This window comes from Methylobacterium sp. B4 (genome assembly GCF_003201865.1).
Taxonomy (GTDB): Bacteria; Pseudomonadota; Alphaproteobacteria; order Rhizobiales; family Beijerinckiaceae; genus Methylobacterium.
The window spans coordinates 18,920-41,041 of the sequence record NZ_QJJJ01000003.1 but is presented as its reverse complement, the minus strand read 5'-3'; the positions used below and the strand labels follow the sequence as shown (position 1 = coordinate 41,041).

The 22,122-nt window shown below is 69.9% G+C and carries 22 protein-coding genes and 1 riboswitch; of the genes, 8 read left to right on the top strand and 14 right to left on the bottom strand.

Annotation, left to right across the window (positions count from 1 at the left end):
• Positions 1-101: 101 nt before the first annotated feature.
• The 3 genes from BY998_RS05815 to BY998_RS05805 all read left to right on the top strand — a co-directional run bounded on the left by BY998_RS05815 (position 102) and on the right by BY998_RS05805 (position 2,408).
• Positions 102-1,811, top strand: a complete 1,710-nt coding sequence (locus BY998_RS05815) for a chloride channel protein (RefSeq protein WP_245421508.1) — start codon at positions 102-104, stop codon at positions 1,809-1,811.
• Between the two features lie 79 nt (positions 1,812-1,890).
• On the top strand, positions 1,891-2,118 hold the full coding sequence (locus BY998_RS05810) for a hypothetical protein (protein WP_110350687.1): 228 nt from the start codon (positions 1,891-1,893) through the stop codon (positions 2,116-2,118).
• On the top strand, positions 2,115-2,408 hold the full coding sequence (locus BY998_RS05805) for a type II toxin-antitoxin system RelE/ParE family toxin (RefSeq protein WP_110350686.1): 294 nt from the start codon (positions 2,115-2,117) through the stop codon (positions 2,406-2,408). Before BY998_RS05810 ends, BY998_RS05805 begins: the two co-directional genes overlap by 4 nt.
• Positions 2,409-2,417: 9 nt before the next feature.
• Here BY998_RS05805 and fliP read toward each other — a convergent pair whose 3' ends face one another.
• The 10 genes from fliP to flgB form a co-directional block, all read right to left on the bottom strand.
• Entirely contained in the window at positions 2,418-3,197 is a 780-nt protein-coding gene (gene fliP / locus BY998_RS05800) for a flagellar type III secretion system pore protein FliP (protein WP_110350685.1), read from the bottom strand.
• The gene (locus tag BY998_RS05795) at positions 3,194-3,679 is read right to left on the bottom strand and encodes a flagellar basal body-associated FliL family protein (protein WP_110350684.1); all 486 of its coding nucleotides are present in this window, start codon (positions 3,677-3,679) and stop codon (positions 3,194-3,196) included. The genes fliP and BY998_RS05795 overlap by 4 nt, the downstream gene beginning before the upstream one ends.
• A gap of 15 nt (positions 3,680-3,694) precedes the next feature.
• Positions 3,695-4,405 (bottom strand): flagellar basal body L-ring protein FlgH, encoded by a 711-nt coding sequence (gene flgH / locus BY998_RS05790; protein WP_110350950.1) that lies wholly within the window; start codon positions 4,403-4,405, stop codon positions 3,695-3,697.
• Positions 4,405-4,989 carry a MotE family protein gene (locus BY998_RS05785; protein ID WP_110350683.1) on the bottom strand — a complete coding sequence of 195 codons (585 nt, stop codon included), beginning with the start codon at positions 4,987-4,989 and terminating at the stop codon, positions 4,405-4,407. The genes flgH and BY998_RS05785 overlap by 1 nt, the downstream gene beginning before the upstream one ends.
• Positions 4,989-6,116, bottom strand: coding sequence for a flagellar basal body P-ring protein FlgI (gene flgI, locus BY998_RS05780; protein WP_110350682.1), 1,128 nt, complete (start codon positions 6,114-6,116; stop codon positions 4,989-4,991). The genes BY998_RS05785 and flgI overlap by 1 nt, the downstream gene beginning before the upstream one ends.
• Positions 6,113-6,604: a flagellar basal body P-ring formation chaperone FlgA gene (flgA, locus tag BY998_RS05775; RefSeq protein ID WP_110350681.1), complete on the bottom strand. Its 492-nt coding sequence runs from the start codon at positions 6,602-6,604 to the stop codon at positions 6,113-6,115. Before flgA ends, flgI begins: the two co-directional genes overlap by 4 nt.
• A 207-nt stretch (positions 6,605-6,811) precedes the next feature.
• Complete coding sequence (gene flgG, locus BY998_RS05770; protein WP_110350680.1) at positions 6,812-7,600, bottom strand: flagellar basal-body rod protein FlgG; 789 nt, start codon at positions 7,598-7,600, stop codon at positions 6,812-6,814.
• Between the two features lie 25 nt (positions 7,601-7,625).
• Positions 7,626-7,976, bottom strand: coding sequence for a flagellar hook-basal body complex protein FliE (locus BY998_RS05765; protein WP_110350679.1), 351 nt, complete (start codon positions 7,974-7,976; stop codon positions 7,626-7,628).
• A gap of 13 nt (positions 7,977-7,989) precedes the next feature.
• A complete protein-coding gene (gene flgC, locus BY998_RS05760) occupies positions 7,990-8,406 on the bottom strand; it encodes a flagellar basal body rod protein FlgC (protein ID WP_110350678.1) in 417 nt (138 codons plus the stop codon).
• Positions 8,403-8,792 carry a flagellar basal body rod protein FlgB gene (gene flgB / locus BY998_RS05755; RefSeq protein WP_110350677.1) on the bottom strand — a complete coding sequence of 130 codons (390 nt, stop codon included), beginning with the start codon at positions 8,790-8,792 and terminating at the stop codon, positions 8,403-8,405. Before flgB ends, flgC begins: the two co-directional genes overlap by 4 nt.
• Before the next feature lie 156 nt (positions 8,793-8,948).
• Between flgB and BY998_RS05750 the strand changes: the two genes are divergently transcribed.
• A complete protein-coding gene (locus BY998_RS05750; RefSeq protein WP_110350676.1) occupies positions 8,949-11,597 on the top strand; it encodes a heparinase II/III family protein in 2,649 nt (882 codons plus the stop codon).
• A gap of 40 nt (positions 11,598-11,637) precedes the next feature.
• On the opposite strand, the gene BY998_RS05745 is transcribed toward BY998_RS05750, so the two are convergent.
• Both BY998_RS05745 and carA read right to left on the bottom strand, forming a co-directional pair.
• Positions 11,638-12,012 carry a hypothetical protein gene (locus tag BY998_RS05745; RefSeq protein ID WP_110350675.1) on the bottom strand — a complete coding sequence of 125 codons (375 nt, stop codon included), beginning with the start codon at positions 12,010-12,012 and terminating at the stop codon, positions 11,638-11,640.
• A 130-nt stretch (positions 12,013-12,142) separates the two neighbouring features.
• Positions 12,143-13,408 carry a glutamine-hydrolyzing carbamoyl-phosphate synthase small subunit gene (gene carA / locus BY998_RS05740; protein WP_110350674.1) on the bottom strand — a complete coding sequence of 422 codons (1,266 nt, stop codon included), beginning with the start codon at positions 13,406-13,408 and terminating at the stop codon, positions 12,143-12,145.
• A 187-nt stretch (positions 13,409-13,595) separates the two neighbouring features.
• On the opposite strand from carA, the gene BY998_RS05735 reads away from it, so the two are divergent.
• Entirely contained in the window at positions 13,596-14,054 is a 459-nt protein-coding gene (locus BY998_RS05735; protein WP_110350673.1) for a GatB/YqeY domain-containing protein, read from the top strand.
• A gap of 9 nt (positions 14,055-14,063) precedes the next feature.
• Here BY998_RS05735 and BY998_RS05730 read toward each other — a convergent pair whose 3' ends face one another.
• Entirely contained in the window at positions 14,064-15,173 is a 1,110-nt protein-coding gene (locus tag BY998_RS05730; RefSeq protein ID WP_110350949.1) for an L-dopachrome tautomerase-related protein, read from the bottom strand.
• Positions 15,174-15,244: 71 nt separating this feature from the next.
• Complete coding sequence (locus BY998_RS05725; RefSeq protein ID WP_110350672.1) at positions 15,245-16,219, bottom strand: SMP-30/gluconolactonase/LRE family protein; 975 nt, start codon at positions 16,217-16,219, stop codon at positions 15,245-15,247.
• Between the two features lie 129 nt (positions 16,220-16,348).
• On the opposite strand from BY998_RS05725, the gene dnaG reads away from it, so the two are divergent.
• The 3 genes from dnaG to BY998_RS05710 all read left to right on the top strand — a co-directional run bounded on the left by dnaG (position 16,349) and on the right by BY998_RS05710 (position 21,881).
• Positions 16,349-18,253, top strand: coding sequence for a DNA primase (gene dnaG, locus BY998_RS05720; RefSeq protein ID WP_110350671.1), 1,905 nt, complete (start codon positions 16,349-16,351; stop codon positions 18,251-18,253).
• A gap of 203 nt (positions 18,254-18,456) precedes the next feature.
• Entirely contained in the window at positions 18,457-20,457 is a 2,001-nt protein-coding gene (gene rpoD, locus BY998_RS05715) for an RNA polymerase sigma factor RpoD (protein WP_110350670.1), read from the top strand.
• A 152-nt stretch (positions 20,458-20,609) separates the two neighbouring features.
• Positions 20,610-21,881 (top strand): adenylate/guanylate cyclase domain-containing protein, encoded by a 1,272-nt coding sequence (locus BY998_RS05710; protein ID WP_110350948.1) that lies wholly within the window; start codon positions 20,610-20,612, stop codon positions 21,879-21,881.
• Between the two features lie 53 nt (positions 21,882-21,934).
• Positions 21,935-22,057, top strand: a riboswitch (TPP riboswitch).
• Positions 22,058-22,122 lie beyond the last annotated feature (65 nt).

Genomic DNA, 22,122 nt, shown 5'->3' with positions numbered 1-22,122 from the left:
TGAACCAGGAAGTGCCGGTCCACCGGCAGCTGCCGAGCCAGATCGTGCGGCGTCCGCTCGGCGACTTCACCGCCGACCGGCGCATCTTGGTGCTGGTCGGGATGGCGCTCGTGATCGGTGCGGGCGCGACGCTGGCGGCGGCCGGCCTGCTGCGGCTCATCGCGCTGGTGACGAACCTCGCATGGTTTGGCGCGCTCGACACCGTGCCGCGCTCGCTCGGCAGCCTGACGCCCTCGCCCTGGATGGTGTGGGTCCCGGTGGCCGGCGGCCTCGTGATCGGGCTGATGGCCCGCTACGGCTCGGAGAAGATCCGCGGTCACGGCATCCCCGAGGCAATCGAGGCGATCCTGATCGGCGCGAGCCGCATGTCGGCCAAGGTCGCTCTGCTGAAGCCGCTCTCCTCGGCGATCTCGATCGGCACCGGCGGACCCTTCGGTGCGGAGGGACCGATCATCATGACGGGCGGCGCCGTCGGCTCGCTCTTCGCGCAGCTCTTTCATCTCAGCGACGCCGAGCGGAAGGCGCTCCTAGTGGCGGGCGCCGCCGCCGGCATGACGGCGATCTTCGGCACGCCGGTTGCAGCGGTGCTGCTCGCCGTCGAATTGCTGCTGTTCGAGTGGCGGCCGCGCAGCTTCGTGCCGGTAACGGCGGCCGTCCTCACCGCCGCGGCGCTCCGTCCGCTGCTGTTCGAGGCGGGCCCGCTCTTTCCCTTCGCCAGCGACCCGGCGCTGCCCGGATGGGGGCTGATCGCCTGCGCCGGCATCGGTCTCCTGGCCGGGCTCATGTCGGGCGTGCTGACCACGCTGCTCTACCGGCTGGAGGATGCCTTCGAGCGGCTGCCGCTGCACTGGATGTGGTGGCCGGCCATCGGCGGCCTGTTCGTGGGCCTCGGCGGGCTGATCGAACCGCGGGCGCTCGGCGTCGGCTACGATGTGATCGGCGACCTTCTCGGCGGCGACCTCGCGGTGAGGGCCGTGCTCCTGATCCTCGCGGTCAAGGCGGCGATCTGGCTGGTGGCGCTCGCCTCCGGCACGTCGGGCGGCGTCCTGGCACCTCTCCTGATCCTCGGCGGGTCGATGGGCTGGCTCGCCGGCCTCGCTCTGCCCGGCGCTCACGGCTTCTGGGCTCTGCTCGGCATGGCGGCGATGCTCGGCGGCACCATGCGCGCGCCGCTCACCGGCGCCCTCTTTGCCGTCGAACTCACCGGCGATGTCCGCGTCCTCGGCGCCCTGCTTGCGGCGACGGTGACCGCCTACGCCGTCACGGTTCTGCTCCTGAAGCGCTCGATCCTCACGGAAAAGCTCGCCCGCCGCGGCCAGCACGTCACCCGCGAATACGCCATCGACGCCTATGCGCTGACCCGCGTGCGCGACGTGATGGTCCGCGACGTGGACACACTCGACGCCGAGAGCGGCGTCGCGGAGGCGGTCGCCGCGATGGAGGCCGGGCGGCACCAGGCCTATCCGGTGCTCGACGCCGCCCGCCGCCCGGTCGGCCTCGCCACCCGGGGGCAGGCTCTGCACTGGACGCTGGAGGGCGGGCACGGCGCGGATCTGCTGGGAGCACTGGCGGCCGGCCTGCCGCTGGCGGTCGTTCATCCCGACGACGTGGTGGCCCACGCCCTGGACGTGATGACCGCGACAGGGCAGGGCCGCCTCGGCGTGACCGATCCCGACACCGGCGTTCTGGTCGGGCTGCTGACGCGCCGCGACCTGCTCCAGGTGCGGGCATCCACGGTGCGGGCCGAGACCGAACGGCGGGCCTACCGCGCCATGCTCCGCTTCAGAAGAACGACCGCATCGAACCGCTGACCGGAACAGCTTTCCGCTTGAAAGTCGCGCTTCGTTCTGCACGCTTCCGATCGGCTTACCGATCCCGAGAGGCACAGAGATGACGAAGCTGCTTGAACGGGCCATGGAACGTGCACAGGCCCTGCCTGCGACCGTTCAGGATGAAATCGCACGTCTCGTCCTCGCTTATGCTGGCGAGGACGAGGTTCTCACGCTGACGCCCGCCGAAGAGGCCGACTTGCTCGAAGCGCGGGCTGAGATGGAGCGGGGAGAGTTTGCGACTGACGAAGATGTGAGCGCGATCTTCTCGAAGTACCGGACACCGTGATCGAGCCGCAGCGTCTGCCGCTCCGCTTCCAGAGACGGGCGCTTTCACAGATCGACGCAGCTCTCGGCTATGTCCGTGATCGCTCACCACAGGGGGCTGCGAAGATCGAGGCTCGCCTGAGTTATCTGCTCCGCATATTGCAGGAGCAACCCTATCTCGGCGTCAGAACCTCGGTACACGGAGTGCGGCGCGTCTTCCTGACACCGTACCCTTACCTGATCGATTATTACCTCGGTGACGAAATCGTCGTTCAGAGATTCCGCCACACTGCACGGCGGCCGCTCAAGTGAAGGGCTCCGTCAGAAGAACGATCGCACCAGCCCACTCACCAAAAGATTCCAGCCGTCGATCAGGATGAAGAACAGCACCTTGAACGGCAGCGAGATCACGGTCGGCGGCAGCATCATCATGCCCATCGACATCACGATGGTGGAGACGATGATGTCGATCACGAGGAAGGGCAGCACGATCAGGAAGCCGATCTCGAAGCCCCGGCGCAGCTCGGAGATCATGAAGGCCGGGATCAGGATGCGCAGGTCGATCTTCTCGCCCGCTTCCGCCTTCGGGAAGTTGCGGCTCGCCAGATCCGTGAAGGTCTGAAGATCCTTCGGGCGCACGTGCTGCGTCATGAACTCCCGGAACGGCTCGATGATCTTGGTGAAGGCCTCCTCCTCGCCGATGCGGTTCTCCTGAAGCGGCTTCACGCCTTCGTTCCAGGCGCGGTCGAAGGTCGGCGCCATGACGTAGAAGGTCATGAACAGGGCGAGCGAGACGAGGAACAGATTGGCCGGCGTGCTCTGCAGGCCGAGCCCCGAGCGCAGGAACGAGAAGGCGACGGCAAAGCGCGTGAAGCTCGTCACCATCACGAGCAGGCCCGGCGCCAGCGACAGCACCGTGAGCAGCGCGACGAGCTGGATGATGCGCCCCGACGCCGCCCCGTTGCCGGGCGGCAGCAGCGCGTCGAGGCCGGGCACGCCGGTGACGCCGCCGGGGGACGCGCCCTGCGCCAGGGCGGCGCTGGCGGTGAGACCCAGAACAATGCCGGCCGACACGAGGCGTCGAGCGATTCGGTTGCTCATTGCACCACCAGGGATTCGACGATGAGTTCGCGCACCGCACCCTTGGTGCGGATCGCGACGCGCTCGTTGAGATCCTCGCGCAGGTGCTGGAGGCCGCTCGCACCCTCGATCTGCGCCATCGAGAGCGTGCGCAGGTAGGCGAGCGCGTCGGCGCGGATCTCGGCCAGTGTCACGTCGGGGTTCGGCAGCGACCCGGTCTTGAAGACGATCGAGGACTCGATCCGCACCCACGAATCCGTCGGCTCAGCGAGGTTGGCCACCACGGAGCCGATGCTGCGCAGGCTCAGGTCGCCCGTGTAATTCAGCACCTTCACCGCCTTGTCGGCTTCCTCGCGCTTCTTGAGGTCCACCGACTTCTCGACGCTGCCCAGCAGGTAGACGCCGAGCCCGCCCCCGGTGCCGACGGCGACGAGCGTGACCAGGGCGAGCGCCCCGATCCAGCCCTTGCCGCCCTTCTTCGCGCCATCCTTGTTCTCGGCCATGCTCGCGTCTTCCGCTCAGAACGGCGCCACGGTCTCGAAGACCTGCTGGCCGAGCGTCGGATTCTGCACGTCGGTGAGACGCCCGCGCCCGCCATAGGAGATGCGCGCCTCGGCGATCTTGTCGTAGTCGATGGTGTTCTTGCGCGAGATGTCCCGCGGGCGGACGATGCCGGCGACGTTGAGCACGCGCACCTCGTTGTTCACCCGCACCTCCTGCGAGCCCGAGATCACCACGTTGCCGTTGGGCAGCACTTCGGTGACGACCGCCGCAACGGAGAGGCTGAGCGATTCCTTGCGGTCGATCGAGCCCTGGCCCTTGGTCTCGGTGCCGGAGCGGATGCCGGTATCGGCGGTGGCCGAATCCTTGAGGCCCGAGACGCCGTAGCCGAAATCGAAGCCGAGGAAGCTCTTCTGGCTGCGCTCGCGTTCGGTGGCGTTGTCGAACTGCGCCTTGTCGTTGATGGCGATGCTGACCGTGATGACGTCGCCGACGTCGCGGGCGCGCGGGTCCTGGTAGAGCGTCGCGCTCGCCGGGCTCCAAGTCGAGTGGTAGCTGTGGCGCGCGCCCAGGGCGCCGAAGGAGGTCGGCAGCGGCTCGCGGGGCGCGTTCAGCCCGGTGCCGATCGGCGTCAGCACGGGCGGACGGCCGAGGCGGTCGAGATCGCTCTGGCAGGCGCCGAGCGAGAGGGCCAGCAGGGCCGCAGCCGCAGGCGGGAAGGGACGCATCATGACCTCTGGTTCTTCTTTTGAGCCGGGGCCGTCGCGTCCTTGCGGCCGGACTCCGACATCGCGCGGGCAAGCCCGGCGGCACGGGCCGCCTCCATCTCCGAGAGGATGGCGCTCGCGGTGCGGGCGTTGAGCTTGGTCAGCAGGGCGGCCGCCGCCTCGTCGGGCATGTTGGCGAGCTGCAGCGCCGCCGCATCGGGCCGCATCTTGGCGTAGACCGCGACCACGCTCTCGTCGGCCTTGGCCAGGAACTCGTTGCGGCGCTTGAGCCAAGCCTCGTACTCGGCGCGCTTCTCTTCGAGGAGCCTGACGCGCTCCTCGACCTGCCGCTCCATCACCGCGAGCTGTTCCTTCTGCCACGCGAAGCGGGCATCGGCCGCGGCGTCGGCGATGGTGGCGCAGTAGCCCGTCTTGGCCGGCTCCTTCGCTACGAAGTCCTGAGCCGAGACGTCTTTCGGCGCGTCGCGGGCCGCGAGTGCCCGCATCGCGGCGTCCTTGGCCGGGTCGGCATGGTCGCCTCCGGCCGCGAGGGCGGTCCCGGACAGGGCGAGCCAGCACAGGGCGATGCGCAGCGTTGCTCTCATCACTGCACCACGAGTTCGGCCTGGAGGGCGCCGGCGGTCTTCACCGCCTGCAGGATCGCGATGATGTCGGTGGGCTTCAGCCCGACCTGATTGAGGCCGCGCACCAGCGTCTGGAGGTCGGAGCCGCCGAGGATGGCGAGCTTGCCGCGCTCCTCCCGCGCCGCGACCTCGGTCCGGGGCACCACGACGGTCTGGCCGTTGGAGAAGGGCTCGGGCTGCGACACCTCGGGTGCCTCGGTGACGCGGACCGTGAGGTTGCCGTGGGTCACGGCGACGGTGGAGATCGTCACGTTGCGCCCGATCACCACCGTGCCGGTGCGCTGGTCGACCACGACCCGGGCCGGGGTGTCGGGCTGGATCGTCAGGTCGCCGATCTGCGCCACCAGCCGGGTCTGGGCCATCTGGCGCCCGCGCATCACCACGACCGAGCGCTGGTCGCGGGCGCTGGCGATGCGTCGGTTGAAGGCGCCCATCGACCACGCGTTGATGGCGTCGGCGACCTGCGTCGCGGTCTTGAAGTCGGGATTCTTCAGCTCGAACACGAGTTCCGGCAGATCGCGGAAGGTGCCGGGCACCTCGCGCTCGATCAGGGCACCGTTGGGGATGCGGCCCGCCGTCGGCACGCCCTGGGTCAGTTGCTCGGCCTGTCCCTGCACCGTGAAGCCGGAGACGGCGAGCGGCCCCTGCGCCGCGGCGTAGACGAGGCCGTCGCCGCCGGTCAGCGGCGTCATCAGCAGCGTGCCGCCGCGCAGCGAGGTGGCGTCGCCCATGGAGGTCACGGTGACGTCGATGCGCGAGCCGGTGCCGGTATAGGGCGGCAGGTCGGCGGTCACCATCACGGCGGCGATGTTGCGGGTGCGCAGGCGCGCGTCGCGCACGTTGATGCCGAGCCGGTCGAGCAGGGATTGCAGCGATTGCTCGGTGAACTGCGCGTTGCGCAGGGTGTCGCCGGTGCCCTGGAGGCCGGTGACGAGGCCGTAGCCGAAGATCTGGTTGTCGCGCACGCCCTTGAGCGTGGCGATGTCCTTGATCCGGGTCCCGGCCGCCCGGGCCGGACCCGCCATCATCGCGAAGCCGAGGCCGGTGAGTAGGCCGAGCAGGACGGCGAGGAGCAGGCGGCGGGTCATTGCGCGCCGATCCGGATGCGGCCGTCGGCGGTCACCGTGCCGAGCACGATGCGGTTGGTGTCGGTGTTGCGCACGCGGATCGTCTCGCCGAGACCCCCGTTCTGGAGCGGCGAGCCCACCGCGGTGATGACGAGTCCGTTCTCCTCGAAGATCATCTGCGTCGGCGCCCCCCGGCTCACGAGGCGGGGATCGTCCACGGCGTTGACCGGCACCGGCTCGCCCGGCAGCAGCATCCGCCGCGCGACCCGGCCGGCGATCGCCGCCGAGGCGTCGATGACGGCCGTGCGCGCCCGGTAGGTCGCGGGGTAGGCCTGCATCCGCAGCATCGAGTCCTTGATCGTATCGCCCGGATAGATCGTGACGGTGGGCACCGGCAGCATGAGCTCGGTGCTCGCCGCACCGTCGATGACCTGGGCGGGGGCCGCCTGGACCGGACCGGCCGCCAGGGCGGCGAGCACGAGGCCGCGGACGAAAGTCTTGCGGGGCATGGGGAATCGCGCCGAAGGAGGAGGGGAGGAGACGGCGGTCATGCCGTTTCCGGTTGGTCGCTTCGGGATGCGTCGGGCTCCGTCATCGCGAGGCGGAGCGGAAGCGATCCGGAGCGCGACCTTGCCGGACGATGCGGAGCCCTGGATTGCCACGGCTTCGCCTCGCAATGACGGAAAAGTCACCGAAGTCATCGAGCGAACGCCGTATCAGCGGATGCCCTTGGAAACTGTCCCGGCCATTTCGTCGGCCGCCTGGATCACCTTCGAGTTCATCTCGAAGGCGCGCTGGGCCGTGATCAGGCTGGTGATCTCCTTGACCGGATCGACGTTCGAGCCTTCGAGATAGCCCTGCTGCAGCCGGCCGTAGCTCACGTCTCCGGGATTGCCGACGACGGGCGCGCCGGAGGCGGGCGTCTCGCGGTAGAGGCCGTTGCCGAGCGGCTCCAGGCCGGATTCGTTGGCGAAGTTGGCGAGCGTCAGCTGGCCGATATTCTGCAGGGCGACCTGCGCGTCGATCTTGGCGAAGACCTGCCCCGATTCGTTGATCGTCACCTGCGTCGTGTTGGCCGGGATCAGGATCGCCGGATCGACGGCGTAGCCTTCCATGGTGACGAGCTGGCCGGCGTTGTTCTTGTTGAACGAGCCGGCGCGGGTGTAGTTGATCTCGCCCGCCGGGCTGGTGATCTGGAAGTAGCCGCGCCCGTTCACCGCCAGATCGAGCTGGTTGCCGGTGTTGGCGAGCGACCCCTGCCGGTGCAGGTTGCGGATCGCGGCGGCGCGGACGCCCAGCCCCAGCATCGCGCCCTCCGGCACCGCCTCCTGGCCCGCCTGGTTCGGCACGCCCTGCTGCCGCTCGGCCTGGTAGAGCAGGTCGGTGAACTCGGCCCGCGCGCCCTTGAACCCGGTGGTGTTCAGGTTGGCGATGTTGTTGGCGATGACTTCGAGATTGAGCTGCTGGGCGGACATGCCCGTGGCGGCGATGGCGAGCGCGCGCATGGCGAGGGATCCTTGGAGTGGCCGATCAGATCGGCATGCGGCTGAGTTCGAGGTAGGCGGCGACCACCTTGTCGCGGATCGCCACCACGGTCTGGAGGCTTTGCTCGGCGGACATCACGGCCTCGACCACAGCTTGAGCGGTGGCTTTGCCCTGGATGCCGGAGATCGCCGTGGCCTCGCCGGCGCGCAGGGCATCCCGGGCGCTGGCGGCGACCTGGGCCATGACGTTGCCGAAATCGGTCGGCGCCGGTGCGGCGCCGGCGATGCCGGACACGGCGGCGGGACTGAAGACGGCCTTCTGGGCCGGCGTCGTCTCGGCAAACGAGGTGCCGGCGACCTTGTCGAAGGCGGCGAGCGAGGTGAGGGCTTCGATCATCGCGGGCGGACTTTTAGGATTTCAGGAGATCGATGACGCTGGCGACCATGGCCCGGGCCTGTTTGATGACCTGGAGGTTCGCCTCGTAGGAGCGGTTGGCCTCGCGCATGTCCGCCATCTCGACGAGCATGTTCACGTTGGGCAGCTTGACGTTGCCGTTCTCGTCCGCCGCGGGGTTGGCGGGATCGTGCTCGGTCCGGAACGGGGCGTTGTCGGTGCCGATCTCGCGCAGGCTCACCGAGGCGACGCCCGCCGCCCGGTCGAGTTCGGCCCGGAAGGTCACCGTCTTGCGGGCATAGGGATTGGCACCCGGCGTCGCGCCGGTCGATTGCGCGTTGGCGAGGTTTTCCGAGACGACCCGCATGCGCAGCGACTGCGCTTCGAGGCCGGCGCTCGCGAGCCGGGAAGCGGAGAGCAGGGGATCGATCATGACCCGCTCCGCACGGCCGCCATCAGCATGCGGTGGAAGGACTTCACCACCGCCGTGTCGAGGTTGTGCTCCCGGGAGACGGTGCCGGCCTTGAGCATCTCCTGCTCCAGGCTGACCGCGCTCGACGATTCGAGCACCTCCCAGCCCCCGGTCGACTTGGCCTCCTGCACGGGGATGCGGCTCCCCTGCGCCTCCAGATGGGTCCTGGCCGTCGAGGCCATGTCGAGGCCGGTCCGGGCCAGGACCTGGGCGAAGGGCACCACGTCCCGGGCCTTGTAGCCGGGGGTGTTCGCGTTCGCGACGTTCCCGGCGATGGTGGCCTGCCGCGTCGCGAGGTGCCGCGCGTGCTGCGAGGCGAGGTCGAACAGGTAGACGCCCGTCGTCATGGCAACGCCCCCATCCCAAGGGCCCCTGGAGAAACACGGAACGCGGGCGGAGTCGGAAGGCGAACCCCCGCGTCGGCGGGGAGATTTAGGCAGGCAATCTTGCACGAAGCTGGCTCCCGTCTTGACAGGGGCCGCCTCCGCGGTGGCGCCTGGGCAATGGACCAGATCGTAGAGCAGGCCGCGGCCCTGGCGGCTTCCGACGGTGCGGACGCGGATGGTCTCCGGCCGGCCGCGGTTCGCTACGCCGGCGGTGCCGGGACAGGCGGGGGGGAGGGGCTGCATCGCATCGGCGTCAACAACCGCTTCTCGCGGGTGGGACTGGGTTTTTCCGATCTCCGTCCCGGCGCCTGGGCCTGCCTGCACTTCGCTCTCGCCTTCGACGAGGGCGAGGAAGCGGCGTTAGCCGTCGATTGCGCGGCCGCCGGCTTCGACTTCCTGGCCGCGGACGGGTCCAGCCTCGATCTCGATCACGTGCCCGGGCTGGCCCGCAGCCTGCTCGACCCGCAAGTCGCCTGGATTCCCGGCCCGGCGCTCCTTGGGCCCGAGCCGTTCCGCATCGCCTTCCGGGTGCCCGATCAGGCGCAGGGCCTCGTCGTCACCCTGCGCTCCTGGAGAAACACCCGCGAGATCGGCGTGGCCGACCCGGTCCTGCGCCTCGGCGAGCCCGATCCCGAGGCAGGGCCGCGTCGGCGCTCCCTGGCGGAGGGGCTGACGCTGCGCTACGCCCTCGCCGAGGAGATCGCGCTGGTGCTGCGCGGCCAGATCTACGCCGCCCGGGCCGACGAGCACGCCGCGCGGGTGCGCCTCCTCTACCGGGACCGGACGGGCGCCGAGATCGCGCCGCCCTACGCCGACACGATCTCCGTGCCGGGGCTCGGCGCGGTCATCAACCTCTCGGCCCAGCCCCAGGCCCGGCGCTTCACCCTGACCCTGCGACCGCCGCCCGGCGCCGCCTCGGTCGAGCTGGCCTTCGGCGTGTGGGAGGATGCGCCGGCCGCATCCGAGGTCGAGCTGATCGGCCTGCCCGAACTCGCGCTCGAGGACGACTTCCGGCTCGAGAGCCTATGCGACGACGACCTCCTCGACGCGCCGGCATTCCTCGCCCGCCTCGCCGGCCGGCTCGGCCTGCCCGGGGGCGTACCCGCGTCGTGGCTGGCAGCTTCGGAGGCGTCCGCCCCGGCGATCCTCGCTCAAGCCCGTGCCGTGCGGGCCGGCCCGGATCGCAGCCTGCGGATCGAGGGCGAGCGCGTGATCCTCAGCCTCGCCGGCCTACCCGACTGGACGCTGCCCGCGGCACCGGACTGGCGCGAGGACCCGTACCGCTCGGTGGCGTGGCGCCTTGCCTATCAGTCGCTCGCATGGCTCCTGCCGCTCGCCGCCCTTGCCGACGGGGCGATCCGCGCACGGGGCATTGCCGCCGCGTGGTCGCGAGCCAATCCCTGGGGACAGCCGGCGGACGGCTTGAGCCTGCATCCGGCCGCGCTCGCGCCCCGTGGCGAGGTGCTGGCGAGCCTGCTCACGGGCGAGGACGCGCCGGTTCGCGCCGAGCTGGCCGCCGAGGCCGCGCGGCACGGCTTCGCCCTGGCCGAGATCGTCGGCCAGAATACCCTGGCCCGGGCGCTGCACGGCCTTCAGGCGGCAGCCGCCCTCCTGGCGCTGGCGCGGGCTCTGCCCGGCTTCGCCTTCTCGGACCACTGGGAGTCTATGGCCGGGCAAAATCTCGCCCACGGCTTCGACGCGCTCCTGCAAGAGGACGGAAGCTTCGCCGAAGCCTCGCCCGTGCGCCGCCTCGACCTCTTGAGTCATGGACGGGCGATCGCCGCCGCCCTCGGCGAAGCCGAGCCGGGTCCGGTGATCCGCCGCCGTGTCGAGGCGGCTCTGCCGGGGCTCGCCGGGCTGCTCGACCCCGGCGGGCGGCTGCCGCCCTTCGGCGACGCGCCGGCCGGCCTCGATCATGCGGCCTGGATCGCCCGGCTCGGCGCCCGGGGCCGCGACCTCGTGGCGGAACGCGAGGCGACGCCGATCCCGGAGAGCCGCACCGCCGGTATGTTCGCCCTGCGCGACCACGGCCTGGAGCGCGGCTGGGGCCATTTCGCCCTGACCCATGCCGCGCAATCCCCGCACGGGCACCGCGACTGCACCTCCTTCACCTTCGCCACCGGCGCCCGGCGCTGGATCGTGGAGGGCGGCGGCGCCGAGGGCGTCGAGGTCGGCCCGGCGCGGCACTACCTGCTCTCGTCCCGCGCGCACAACGTCGCGATCCCCGACGGGCGCGAGACGGTGGCCGGTTCGGGCAGGATCACCGCACGCGTCGCGCGCGACGGAGTAAGGGTACTGAAACTCGTCACCGGCGTGCACGGGCCCGACTACGCCCATGCCCGCCTCTTCCTCGTGCTCGACGACCTGAGCGGGATGGCGGTGATCGACCGCTTCGTGCGGCCGGGGCGCTCCGTCTCCTTCGAGGGACGGCTGCACTTCCCCCCCGACGCCCTCGTGGCGCTCGCGAACCCGCGCCGGGCGCTGGCCCAGCAGGACGGGCGACGCCTGGAGTGCTTCGCCGTTCCGCTGAAGGGCCAGCCCGCCGGAATGGAGGCCGGCTTCGGGCGGAACGACCGGCCGCAGGCGATGGAGGGATTTTGCGCGGCAGGCTCGGGCGGGCTGAGGCCGGCCCCGGTGCTCCGCTACGCCTTCACCGGCCGCGACAGCGTCTGCGGCGGTGTCGTCATCGCCGCGGAGGCGAGTGTGGAGCAGCGGCTGGTACGGCTGCTCGCCGAGAGCGAGGTGCGGCGGCTGGTGGAGGAGTGAGTGCCGGCGGTCCCGCCGGCACGAGGGCGTGCTCGGATCGTCAGAAGCCCACGCCGATCACGGCCACGGCCCGGTCGATGGACAGATAGAACACGCCGAAGGCCACCATCGCCGCGGCGGCGAATTCCAGCGTCTGGTTCGGCAGGGTCTGGAAGCGGCGCATGGTCTCGCGGCCGAAATAGGCGGAGGCCCAAGCGAGCGTCAGGACGGCGGGCATCACGAACAGGTAGGAGAGCGTGCTCTCGATCCGCATCGGGCCGGCCGGGTCGATCAGGGCGCGGATGTTGCGCACCCAGGGGGCATAGGCCGCCGCGTAGAGCGTCATCAGCCAGGACAGGCTCACCGCCACGCCCAGGTGGAAGGTGAAGAGGCGATGCAGGCGCGAGAAGTCGTCGCGCGCGTCGTCGAGCGTCATCCGGCAAACCCCCAAGATCCCGGCCGCTGATTCTTGTCCGATCCGGCCATGAATCGGGGATGGGGGGTAAGCTGGAGTTTTTTATGACACCGGGACGGCAGCCGTCGGGCCGCCGTCCCAAGACTTGAGCTTACTGCGCGACCTCGGGGCGGTTCTCGCGCATCAGCTTCACGAAGCGCTCGAACAGGTAATGGCTGTCGCGCGGACCCGGCGAGGCCTCCGGGTGGTGCTGCACCGAGAAGGCCGGGCGGTCGGTGAGCGAGAGGCCGCAATTCGAGCCGTCGAACAGCGAGACATGGGTCTCGACCGCCGTCTGCGGCAGGCTCGCGGGATCGACCGCGAAGCCGTGGTTCATCGAGACGATCTCGACCTTGCCGGTGGTGTGGTCCTTCACCGGATGGTTCGCGCCGTGGTGGCCCTGGCCCATCTTCACCGTGCGCCCGCCGAGCGCGAGGCCCATGAGCTGGTGGCCGAGGCAGATGCCGAAGGTCGGCACCCGCTCGTCGAGCAGCCTGCGGATCACCGGCACGGCGTATTCGCCGGTCGCCGCCGGATCGCCGGGGCCGTTGGAGAGGAAAACGCCGTCCGGCTTCAGCGCCAGGATGTCCTCCGCCTTGGTCGTGGCCGGCACGACGGTGACGTCGCAGCCGGCTTCCGCCAGAAGGCGCAGGATGTTGCGCTTCACGCCGTAATCGATCGCCACGACCTTGAGGCCCTGGCCCGGCGCCCGCGAGCCGTAGCCGCCCTTCACCGCCCAGACCGTCTCCGTCCAGGCGGAGGTCTCGCGGGAGGTCACCGGCGGCACGAGGTCGAGCCCTTCCATCGGCGCCAGCGCGGCGGCGCGGGCCTTGAGCGCCTCCCGGTCGAAGCGGCCCTCCGAATCGTTGGCGATGACGGCATTGGGCATGCCGCGGTCGCGGATCAGCGCGGTCAGCGCCCGCGTGTCGATCCCGGTGATGCCGACGATGCCGCGCGCCCTGAGCCAGCCGTCGAGATGCGAGGACGAGCGCCAGTTCGAGGGTTTGGTGACAGCCGAGGCGATGACCGCGCCGCGTACGCCGGAGGCCGGCGCCTGATCCAGGCTCTCCAGATCCTCGTCGTTGGTGCCGACATTGCCGATATGCGGGAAGGTGAAGGTGACGATCTGCCCGGCATAGGACGGATCGGTCAGGATCTCCTGATAGCCCGTCATCGCCGTGTTGAAGCAGACCTCGCCGTCGGCGACGCCGGTCTGTCCGATGCCGAAGCCCTCGAGCACGGTGCCGTCGGCCAGCACGAGCAGCGCCGTGACGAGCGGCTCGCTCCAAGGCTCGGGGATCTTGGGCTCGGGGATCTTGAGCTCGGCCGAACTGCGCGCGGGATCGGTGCGCAGGGTCGCGGGTTCGTCTTGCAGCATGGGTCCGATCCGGCTTATGTCCGCCGCCTCGCGCGGCCGCAGATCCGGGCCGCGAGGCAAGGCGATCTCTCGCGGGGCTCATAGCGAGCCGGCCGCGCCCGGGTCAATCTGGGCGCGGGAGCAGCCCTGCGCAATGCCCTGGACAAGCAGGGCACCCGTGCCGAATCATCCGACTGGAGTCATCATCATGCTGCGCGAGCGCCTCACCGCCGAGATGAAGGAGGCCATGAAGGCCGGCGAGAAGCAGAAGCTCTCGACCGTGCGCATGATCCAGGCGGCGCTCAAGGACAAGGACATCGAGGCGCGCGGACTCGGCAAGAGCCAGCTCGCCGACGACGAAATCCTCGCCCTTCTCCAGAAGATGATCAAGCAGCGCCAGGAGGCCGCGGGCGTCTACGAGCAGGGTGGCCGCCCGGAACTCGCCGAAACCGAGCGGGCCGAGGCCCAGGTCATCCAGGCCTTCCTGCCGCAGCAGATGGACGAGGCCGAGACCCGCACGGCCATCATGGACGCCATCGCCGAGACCGGCGCGGCGGGCCCGAAGGACATGGGCAAGGTAATCGCCGCGCTGAAGGCCAAGTATGCCGGCCGCATGGATTTCGGCCGCGCCAGCGGGGTCGTGAAGGACGCGCTCGCCGGGAAGTAGTTCGACGCGTCAAGCCGGCCCGGCATCGATCCGCATTCGGAAGATGGCGTAGGGCGGCTCCTGCCGGTCGGTGCCGCCATTGTGCTCCGGCCGGCGGTTGGCCTGGGCGGAGGACAGGTAGAGCCAGCCCTCGTCGGTGATCCAGAACGTGTCCGGCCAGATCAGGCGCGGGTCGTTGGCCAGCACCTCGACCTGTCCGTCCGGATCGCGGCGGCCGACGCCGTTGAATTCCTGAAGGCTGAGATAGATCCGGTCCCGCGAATCGGCGGCGAGCCCGCCGGTCAGGCCCTTCTCGCCGAGATCCTGCACCGTGGCGGCGACGGCCCCGTCGTCCCGGGACTCGTCGAGGAGCGCCGCTGTGTCCACGGCGTAGAGCTGCCGGCTCATCAGCGGCGAGTAGTACAGGCGCGTCCCGTCCGGGCTCAGGGCGATGCCGTTGGCGCCGCCCTGGATCGGGCTCGTGCTGCCGTCCGCCTTGCGCTTCAGCAGCGTCCGGCCCTCGACGATCTTGAGGAGGCCAGGCACCGACCGGGTGCTGTCATGGCTTCCCAGCCGACGCAGGGCCCGGCCGCTGGCGAGATCGACCGCGATCAGCGCACCCTCGCCGGTCTGCCCCTGGTCGGTGATGTAGGCCGCTTCCCGGCCCGGCCGCAGATCGACCCGCAGATCGTTGAGCGAGGAGGTCGGCGTCACGACCGCTTGCAGGGAGATCGTGCGCAGGACCCCGTTCGCCGCGGGATCGATGCAGACGAGCTTGGCTGCGCCGGCTACGGGCTCGCCGGAGGAGGCCATCAGCCCGGCATCCAGCAGCCAAAGGCGGTTGCGGCTGTCGAACACCCCGTTGGGCACGTGGAACAGCGTGTCCGCTGCGCGTGCCGGATCGGGTCGGTTCGCCGCCTCGCTCGGATAGGGAACGACGCGCCCGTCGGGAAACAATTCGCCCGCGGTGAAGACCGTGTGCTCGTCGAAGCGCGGCATGAACAGGAACATGCGGCCCTCCTTCGAGAGCGTCAGTCCCGTGGGTGTGGTCGGCGCCCGCGCCGCGACGACCAGCTCCAGCTTGCCGACCGGTCCGGTCGCGGGCTGGGCCCGGGCCGATGACGGCAGAGTCGCGTGCATGGCGGCAAGGGCTGCGGCGCCGGCCAGCAGGGCGCGTCGGTCGATCCGCTGCGCGGGCGAAAAATCCTCGGTCACGTCGCCACCCCGGCGCCGCGCGCCTTCGTCTCGACCGCGAGCACGCGCTTGCCCGCGCAGATGAACAGCCGGCGCCCGTCCGGCCCACCGAAGGCGATGTTGGCGCACGGTCCCTGCGTGGGGATGCGGCCGAGAAAGCGTCCGTCCGCCGCCCAGATCCGCACGCCGTCGCCCGTGCCGGCATAGACCCGGCCGTCGGTGTCGACCTTCACGCCATCCGGCACGCCCTCGGGCACCGTCGCGAACACGCGCCCTCCGGAGAGTGCACCGCCCGAGACGTCTAAGGCGCGGATTTCGCTCGCTGCGCCTTTTTGGGGGCCGCCCGACTCGCAGACGTAGAGGATGCGCTCATCGGGCGAGAAGGCGAGGCCGTTGGGCTGCTTGAAGTTCGTCGCGACAGGCGTCAGCCCGCCCTCGCGCGCGAGTCGGTAGACGTAGCGGCCCCGCTGCTCGGAGGGGCGCGGCTCCCCCTCCGCGGCCTGATCGATGCCGTAGCTCGGATCGGTGAACCAGAGCGCGCCGTCGCGCGCCGTCACCACGTCGTTGGGCGAGTTGAGGCGGCCGCCCTCGAAGCGCTCGGCCAGGACGGTGATCGCGCCGTCCGATTCCCGGCGCACCACCCGCGCGGTGCGGTGCTCGCAGGTGACGAGGCGGCCCTCGCGGTCGAGCGTGTTGCCGTTGGCGTTGTTCGAGGGCTCGCGGAAGGTCTCGACGCGGCCGTCCGTTCGGATCAGCATCATCCGGTTGCGGCGCACGTCGCTGAAGACGAGACCGCCGAGAGCGGGTGCCCAGACCGGTCCCTCGCACCATTCGCCCGCCTCGTAGAGCGTCTCGACCCTCGTGGAAGGATCGAGAACGGCGGCGAGGCCGTCGGCGGCCCGTGCCCTGGGGATGAAGCCGCCGAGCAGGGCGAGGCCGAGGAGCGGACGGCGGGGGATGCCACGGCGGGGAGCAGGCGAGGCGATTGTCATCGGGCCGCCAACGCATTGCTTCGGCGAAAGCTCCGCGCCAGAGCTCTTAAGACTCCGGCAGGCCGCCTGCGCTAGACTGTTGGGCCGAGCCGGTCCCCGTCCGAGCGATCCGCTTCACCGAAGAACGCCGTGCGTTACCCACCCCACATTCTCGAAGAGATCCGTTCCCGGGTATCCGCCTCCGAGGTGGTCGGCCGGCGCGTGCGGCTGAAGAAGGCGGGCCGCGAGTGGCGCGGGCTCTCGCCCTTCAATTCCGAGAAGACGCCCTCGTTCTACGTGAACGACCAGAAGCAGTTCTACCACTGCTTCTCGTCGGGCAAGCACGGCGACATCTTCACCTTCCTGATGGAGACCGAGGGCCTGAGCTTTCCCGAGGCCGTCGAGCGGCTGGCGAGCGAGGCGGGCGTCACCCTGCCCAAGATGACGGTCGAGAGCGAGCAGGCGGAGGAACGGCGCAAGGGCGCGCTCGAAGTCATGGAACTCGCCACCGTCTATTTCGAGGATCAACTGCGTGGGCAGGCGGGTGGCGAAGCCCGGGCCTATCTCGACCGGCGCGGCCTGAGCGAGGCCACGCGCAAGACGTTCCGGCTCGGCTATTCCCTCTCCGGGCGCTACGCCCTGCGCGACCATCTCGCGGCCAAGGGCGTCGATCGCGACCTGATGCTGGAACTGGGGCTGCTCGCCACCGCCGAGGGCGTGTCGGTGCCCTACGACAAGTTCCGCGACCGGATCATGTTTCCGATCCTCGACATCCGCGGCCGGGTCGTGGCCTTCGGCGGCCGGGCGATGCAGGCGGAAGCCAAAGCGAAGTACATGAACTCGCCGGAGACCCCGCTCTTCCACAAGGGGCGGATGCTCTACAACCTGCACGCCGCCCGGAAGGCCGCGCACGACCGCAGCCGCATCGTCGCGGTGGAGGGCTATGTCGACGTCATCGCCATGACGCTGGCGGGCTACCCCGAGACGGTCGCGCCGCTCGGCACCGCGCTGACCGAGGATCAGCTTGCCCTGCTCTGGCGGCATGCCGACGAGCCGATCCTCTGTTTCGACGGCGACGGGGCGGGCCAGCGCGCGGCCTTCAAGGCGCTCGACGTGGCGCTTCCCATGCTGGAGCCCGGCAAGTCGCTGCGCGTGGCGATGCTGCCGCAGGGCCAGGACCCCGACGACCTGATGCGCTCGGGCGGCCCGGCGGCCATCGAGACGGTGCTGGCGGGCGCGCGTCCCCTGGTCGAGGTGCTGTGGGCGCGCGAGACCGAGGCCGGCTCCCTCGACACGCCGGAACGCCGGGCCGGACTCGCCCGGACCTTGCGGGAGGCGGTGGCCGGCATCCGCGACGAGACCGTGCGGCGCTTCTATCGCGACGACATCGAGGAGCGCCTGCGCGGGCTGTCGGGCGGCCGGCCCGAGCGCGGGTCGCGCGGCTATGCTGCCGGACCGCGGGCCGCGCCGTTCCAGCGCCGACCCCGGCCGGGCGACCCGCCGCCCTCGCCGCGCATCACCACAGGCTTCAATCCGCTGCTGAAGGCGGGGGCGCCGGCGCCCGCTTTCGGCGGGCGCTCGGCCAAGCGCGAGGCCATGATCGTCATGAGCCTGCTCGCGCATCCGGAATTGCTCGGGATCGAGGAGGAGGCGCTGGCGGCTCTCGAACTCTCCAACCCGGATGCAGACCTGCTGCGCAATCTCCTGCTCGACCGGGCTGCCGAGGCCGGCACCCCGGAGCCGGAACTGGTGGACTCCCGCCTGCGCAGGGCCGGACTGGAGGAGGCGCATGCGCGGCTCCTGGCGCTGGTCAACCCCGGCGACCGCTGGATGCTCGATCCGAACGCCGACCCGCAGCGTCTGGAACATACCCTGCATCAGGCCGTGATCTTGCACCGGCAGACGGGAGCGCTACATAGCGAACTTCACCAAGCCGAACGCGCTCTTGCCGAGGATGGCTCCGAGGCCAACTTCGCTTGGCTGTGCGACGTGCAGCAGCAATTGGCGGTGATCGCGGCGGCCGAAGCGGAAGCGGAGGCTCTCGAAGGGGAATGAATTCTTGCCAGCGTGTCCGAACTGCGATGGCGGCCGGAGGCCGCCTTGGTTAACGGTCGGTCAACGCACGGCACGTTAGAGCGGATGCAACGAGAATCGGCGCGGGCACTCGACAAGCGCGCCATTCCACTACATTGCGACGGGTCTTTCGCGGAGCGCGCGGGCTCAGCCTGCGCCGCCGCCACGAGAACAATAGGCTGAGCATGGCAACGAAGGCAACCGAGCGGGACGATGCGGACGCCGCCCAGGATCAACCGACGGACGGCCCCCTCCTTGACCTGACGGATGCCGCCGTCAAGCGGATGGTCAAGCTCGCCAAGAAGCGCGGCTACGTCACCTACGAGGAGATCAACGAGGTTCTTCCCGACGGTCAGGTCGACGGCGACCAGATCGAGGACGTGCTCGCGCAGCTCGACGACATGGGCATCCGCGTCGTCGAGGCCGAGGAATCCGAGGAGACCGCGACCGAGGCCAAGACCAACGGCGAGGCCTCCGAGGAGGAAGAGAGCGCCGAGGGCGGCGAGGTCGCCGAGACGTCCAGCTCCCGCGCCGTCGCGGTGGCGGCGCCGACGACCCGCGAGCCGACCGACCGCACGGACGATCCCGTGCGCATGTACCTGCGCGAGATGGGCTCGGTGGAGCTGCTCTCGCGCGAGGGCGAGATCGCGATCGCCAAGCGCATCGAGGCCGGCCGCGAGGCGATGATCGCGGGTCTTTGCGAGAGCCCGCTGACCTTCCAGGCCATCATCATCTGGCGCGACGAGCTCGTCGACGGCAAGGTGCTGCTGCGCGACATCATCGACCTCGAAGCCACCTATGCCGGCCCCGACGCCCGCGGCGCGCCGCAGGAGGCGGAAGCCGAAGGTGAGGAATCCGAGGAGGGCGAAGGCGCCGTCCCGCCGGAAGGCGGCGACGACGAGGACGACATGGAGAACAACGTGTCGCTCGCGGCCATGGAGGCCGAGATCAAGCCGCGCGTTCTCGAAACGTTCGACAACATTGCCTCGAACTATCGCAAGCTGCGCAAGCTCCAGAACGAGGAGACGGAGCTGAAGACGGGTGGGGGCACGCCCACCTCCGCCCAGACCAAGAAGCAGGCCGAGCTGAAGGACATCGTCGTCACCGACGTGAAGTCGCTCTCGCTCAACGCCAACCGCATCGAGGCCCTGGTCGAGCAGCTCTACGACATCAACAAGCGCCTCATCTCGCATGAGGGCCGCCTCATGCGCGCCGCCGAGCATCACGGCGTCGCGCGCGACGAGTTCCTGCGCCACTACCAGGGCTGGGAGCTCGACCCGAACTGGATGCAGCGGGTCGCGACGCTCGGCGGCAGGGGCTGGAAGAACTTCGTCGAGAAGGGCGGCCGGCAGGTCGCGGACCTACGCGAGCAGATCCTGACGCTCGCCTCCGAGACGGGCCTTCAGATCGGCGAGTATCGCAAGATCGTCGCGATGGTTCAGAAGGGCGAGCGCGAGGCCCGCCAGGCGAAGAAGGAGATGATCGAGGCCAACCTCCGCCTCGTGATCTCGATCGCCAAGAAGTACACCAACCGCGGCCTGCAGTTCCTGGACCTGATCCAAGAGGGCAACATCGGCCTGATGAAGGCGGTCGACAAGTTCGAGTACCGCCGCGGCTACAAGTTCTCGACCTACGCCACGTGGTGGATCCGGCAGGCGATCACGCGCTCGATCGCCGACCAAGCGCGCACGATCCGCATTCCGGTGCACATGATCGAGACGATCAACAAGATCGTCCGAACCTCGCGCCAGATGCTGCACGAGATCGGACGCGAGCCGACTCCAGAGGAACTGGCCGAGAAGCTGGCCATGCCGCTGGAGAAGGTGCGTAAGGTTCTCAAGATCGCCAAGGAGCCGATCTCGCTCGAGACGCCGATCGGCGACGAGGAGGACAGCCACCTCGGCGACTTCATCGAGGACAAGAACGTCGTCCTGCCGATCGATGCGGCGATCCAGTCGAACCTGCGCGAGACCACGACCCGCGTGCTGGCCTCGCTGACGCCGCGCGAGGAGCGCGTGCTGCGCATGCGCTTCGGCATCGGCATGAACACCGACCACACGCTCGAAGAGGTCGGTCAGCAGTTCTCGGTCACCCGCGAGCGCATCCGCCAGATCGAGGCGAAGGCCCTGCGCAAGCTCAAGCACCCCAGCCGGTCGCGCAAGCTTCGAAGCTTCCTCGACAACTGAGCGGAAAACAAACAGGCCGTCCTTCGGGGCGGCCCTTTCGTTTGGTAGGTGCGTCGCCCCGAACAGCGGATCAGAGTCCGGCCTCACCTCGGATGGTGACGCCCATGCGCGACGAGCCTTGCTTCGACGCCCCGAGAGCCCACCTTCCCCCGATGCGCGACGCGGACGCCCCGAGACCCCTACCGACCGCCCTCGCCGACGGATCGGAAGCCGAGGACGTCCCGTTCGGGTCGCTCCAGGCTTGCGTCGGGCTGCGCGACTGGCTGCTCGGCGAAGGCGCGCGCCTGCCCAAGGCCGACGACCTGCTGGCCGGGATGGCCGAACACCTCAACGCGCTCGGCGTGCCCGTCGATCGCGCCTCCACCACGATCGACACCCTTCACTCCGAGTATTCGGGCGTCGGGCGGGTGTGGAACCGGGAGACCGGAACCTCCGTGCGGCTCTTCCCCCACGGCGAGGCCTCCGTGAAGGCCTACCGGGCGAGCCCCTTCTACACCGTGCACGAATCCGGCGAGTGGCTGATCATGGATCTGTCCGAGACCGCCGACGACGCCTACGCCGTCATCCCCGAACTGAAGGCCGACGGCTACACGCACTACGTCGTGGCGCCGCTGATCTTCACCAACGGCACCAAGAACGGCATCACCTTCGCCACCCGCGCCGAGGGCGGCTTCCGCGACGAGGATATCGCGATCCTGCGCTTCGTCATGCCGACGCTGGCGGCGGTGATGGAGATGCGCCTCCTCAACAAGCAACTCGACACGGTGCTTCGCATCTATGTCGGCGACGAGCCGCACCGGGCGATCCTGGCGGGCGACATCCGCCGCGGACAGGTGCGCCGCATCCGCTCGGCGATCCTGTTCGCGGATATGCGCGATTATACCCGGCTCTCCGCCAACCGGACGCCGGAGGGCGCGGTCGATCTCCTCAACGCGTTCTTCGACTGCCTCGTCCCGCCGATCGAGCGGGAGGGGGGCGAGGTGCTGAAATATCTGGGCGACGGCCTGCTGGCGATCTTCCGCGAGCCGGGCGACGATCTCGGCGGGGCGGCGAAAAGTGCGCTGATGGCCGCGGAATCGGCGCTCGCCGCGCTGGCCGAGGCGAATGCCGTCGGGCGCTTCGGCGAGGGCGCCCGCACGGTCGATGCCGGCATCGCGCTCCATCACGGCGAGGCGGCCTACGGCAATGTCGGCTCCGGCACCCGGCTCGACTTCACCGTGATCGGCCGCGACGTGAACCTCGCGAGCCGGCTGGCGCGGCTCAACCGCACGCTTCAGGAGCCGCTCCTGATGTCGAAGCCCTTCGTCGACTTCCTCTGGGGCGATCCCGAACCGCTCGGGAGTCACGCCCTCGACGGCTTCGACGAGCCGATGCCCGTGTTCCGGCCGGGTCGCAAGGCCGCGACCAAGGCCGCCGCCGAGTAGTTGCAGACCGCTGCGTGGGGGATTGACCGCGGGGCCGCGCGGGCCCACATCGGGAACGTTCCAGGGAGATCCCCGACAAGGGGCTGAGAAACCGCTATCGCCGTCGCCGGCAGCGCGGAAATCCTTCGAACCTGATCCGGCTCATACCGGCGTAGGGATTGGACCTGAAGGGCGGCTCGTCGCGAGCGGACCCGCTTCGATCGAAGCACATGGTGCCAGTTCCTGCGGGTAACCCTGCGGA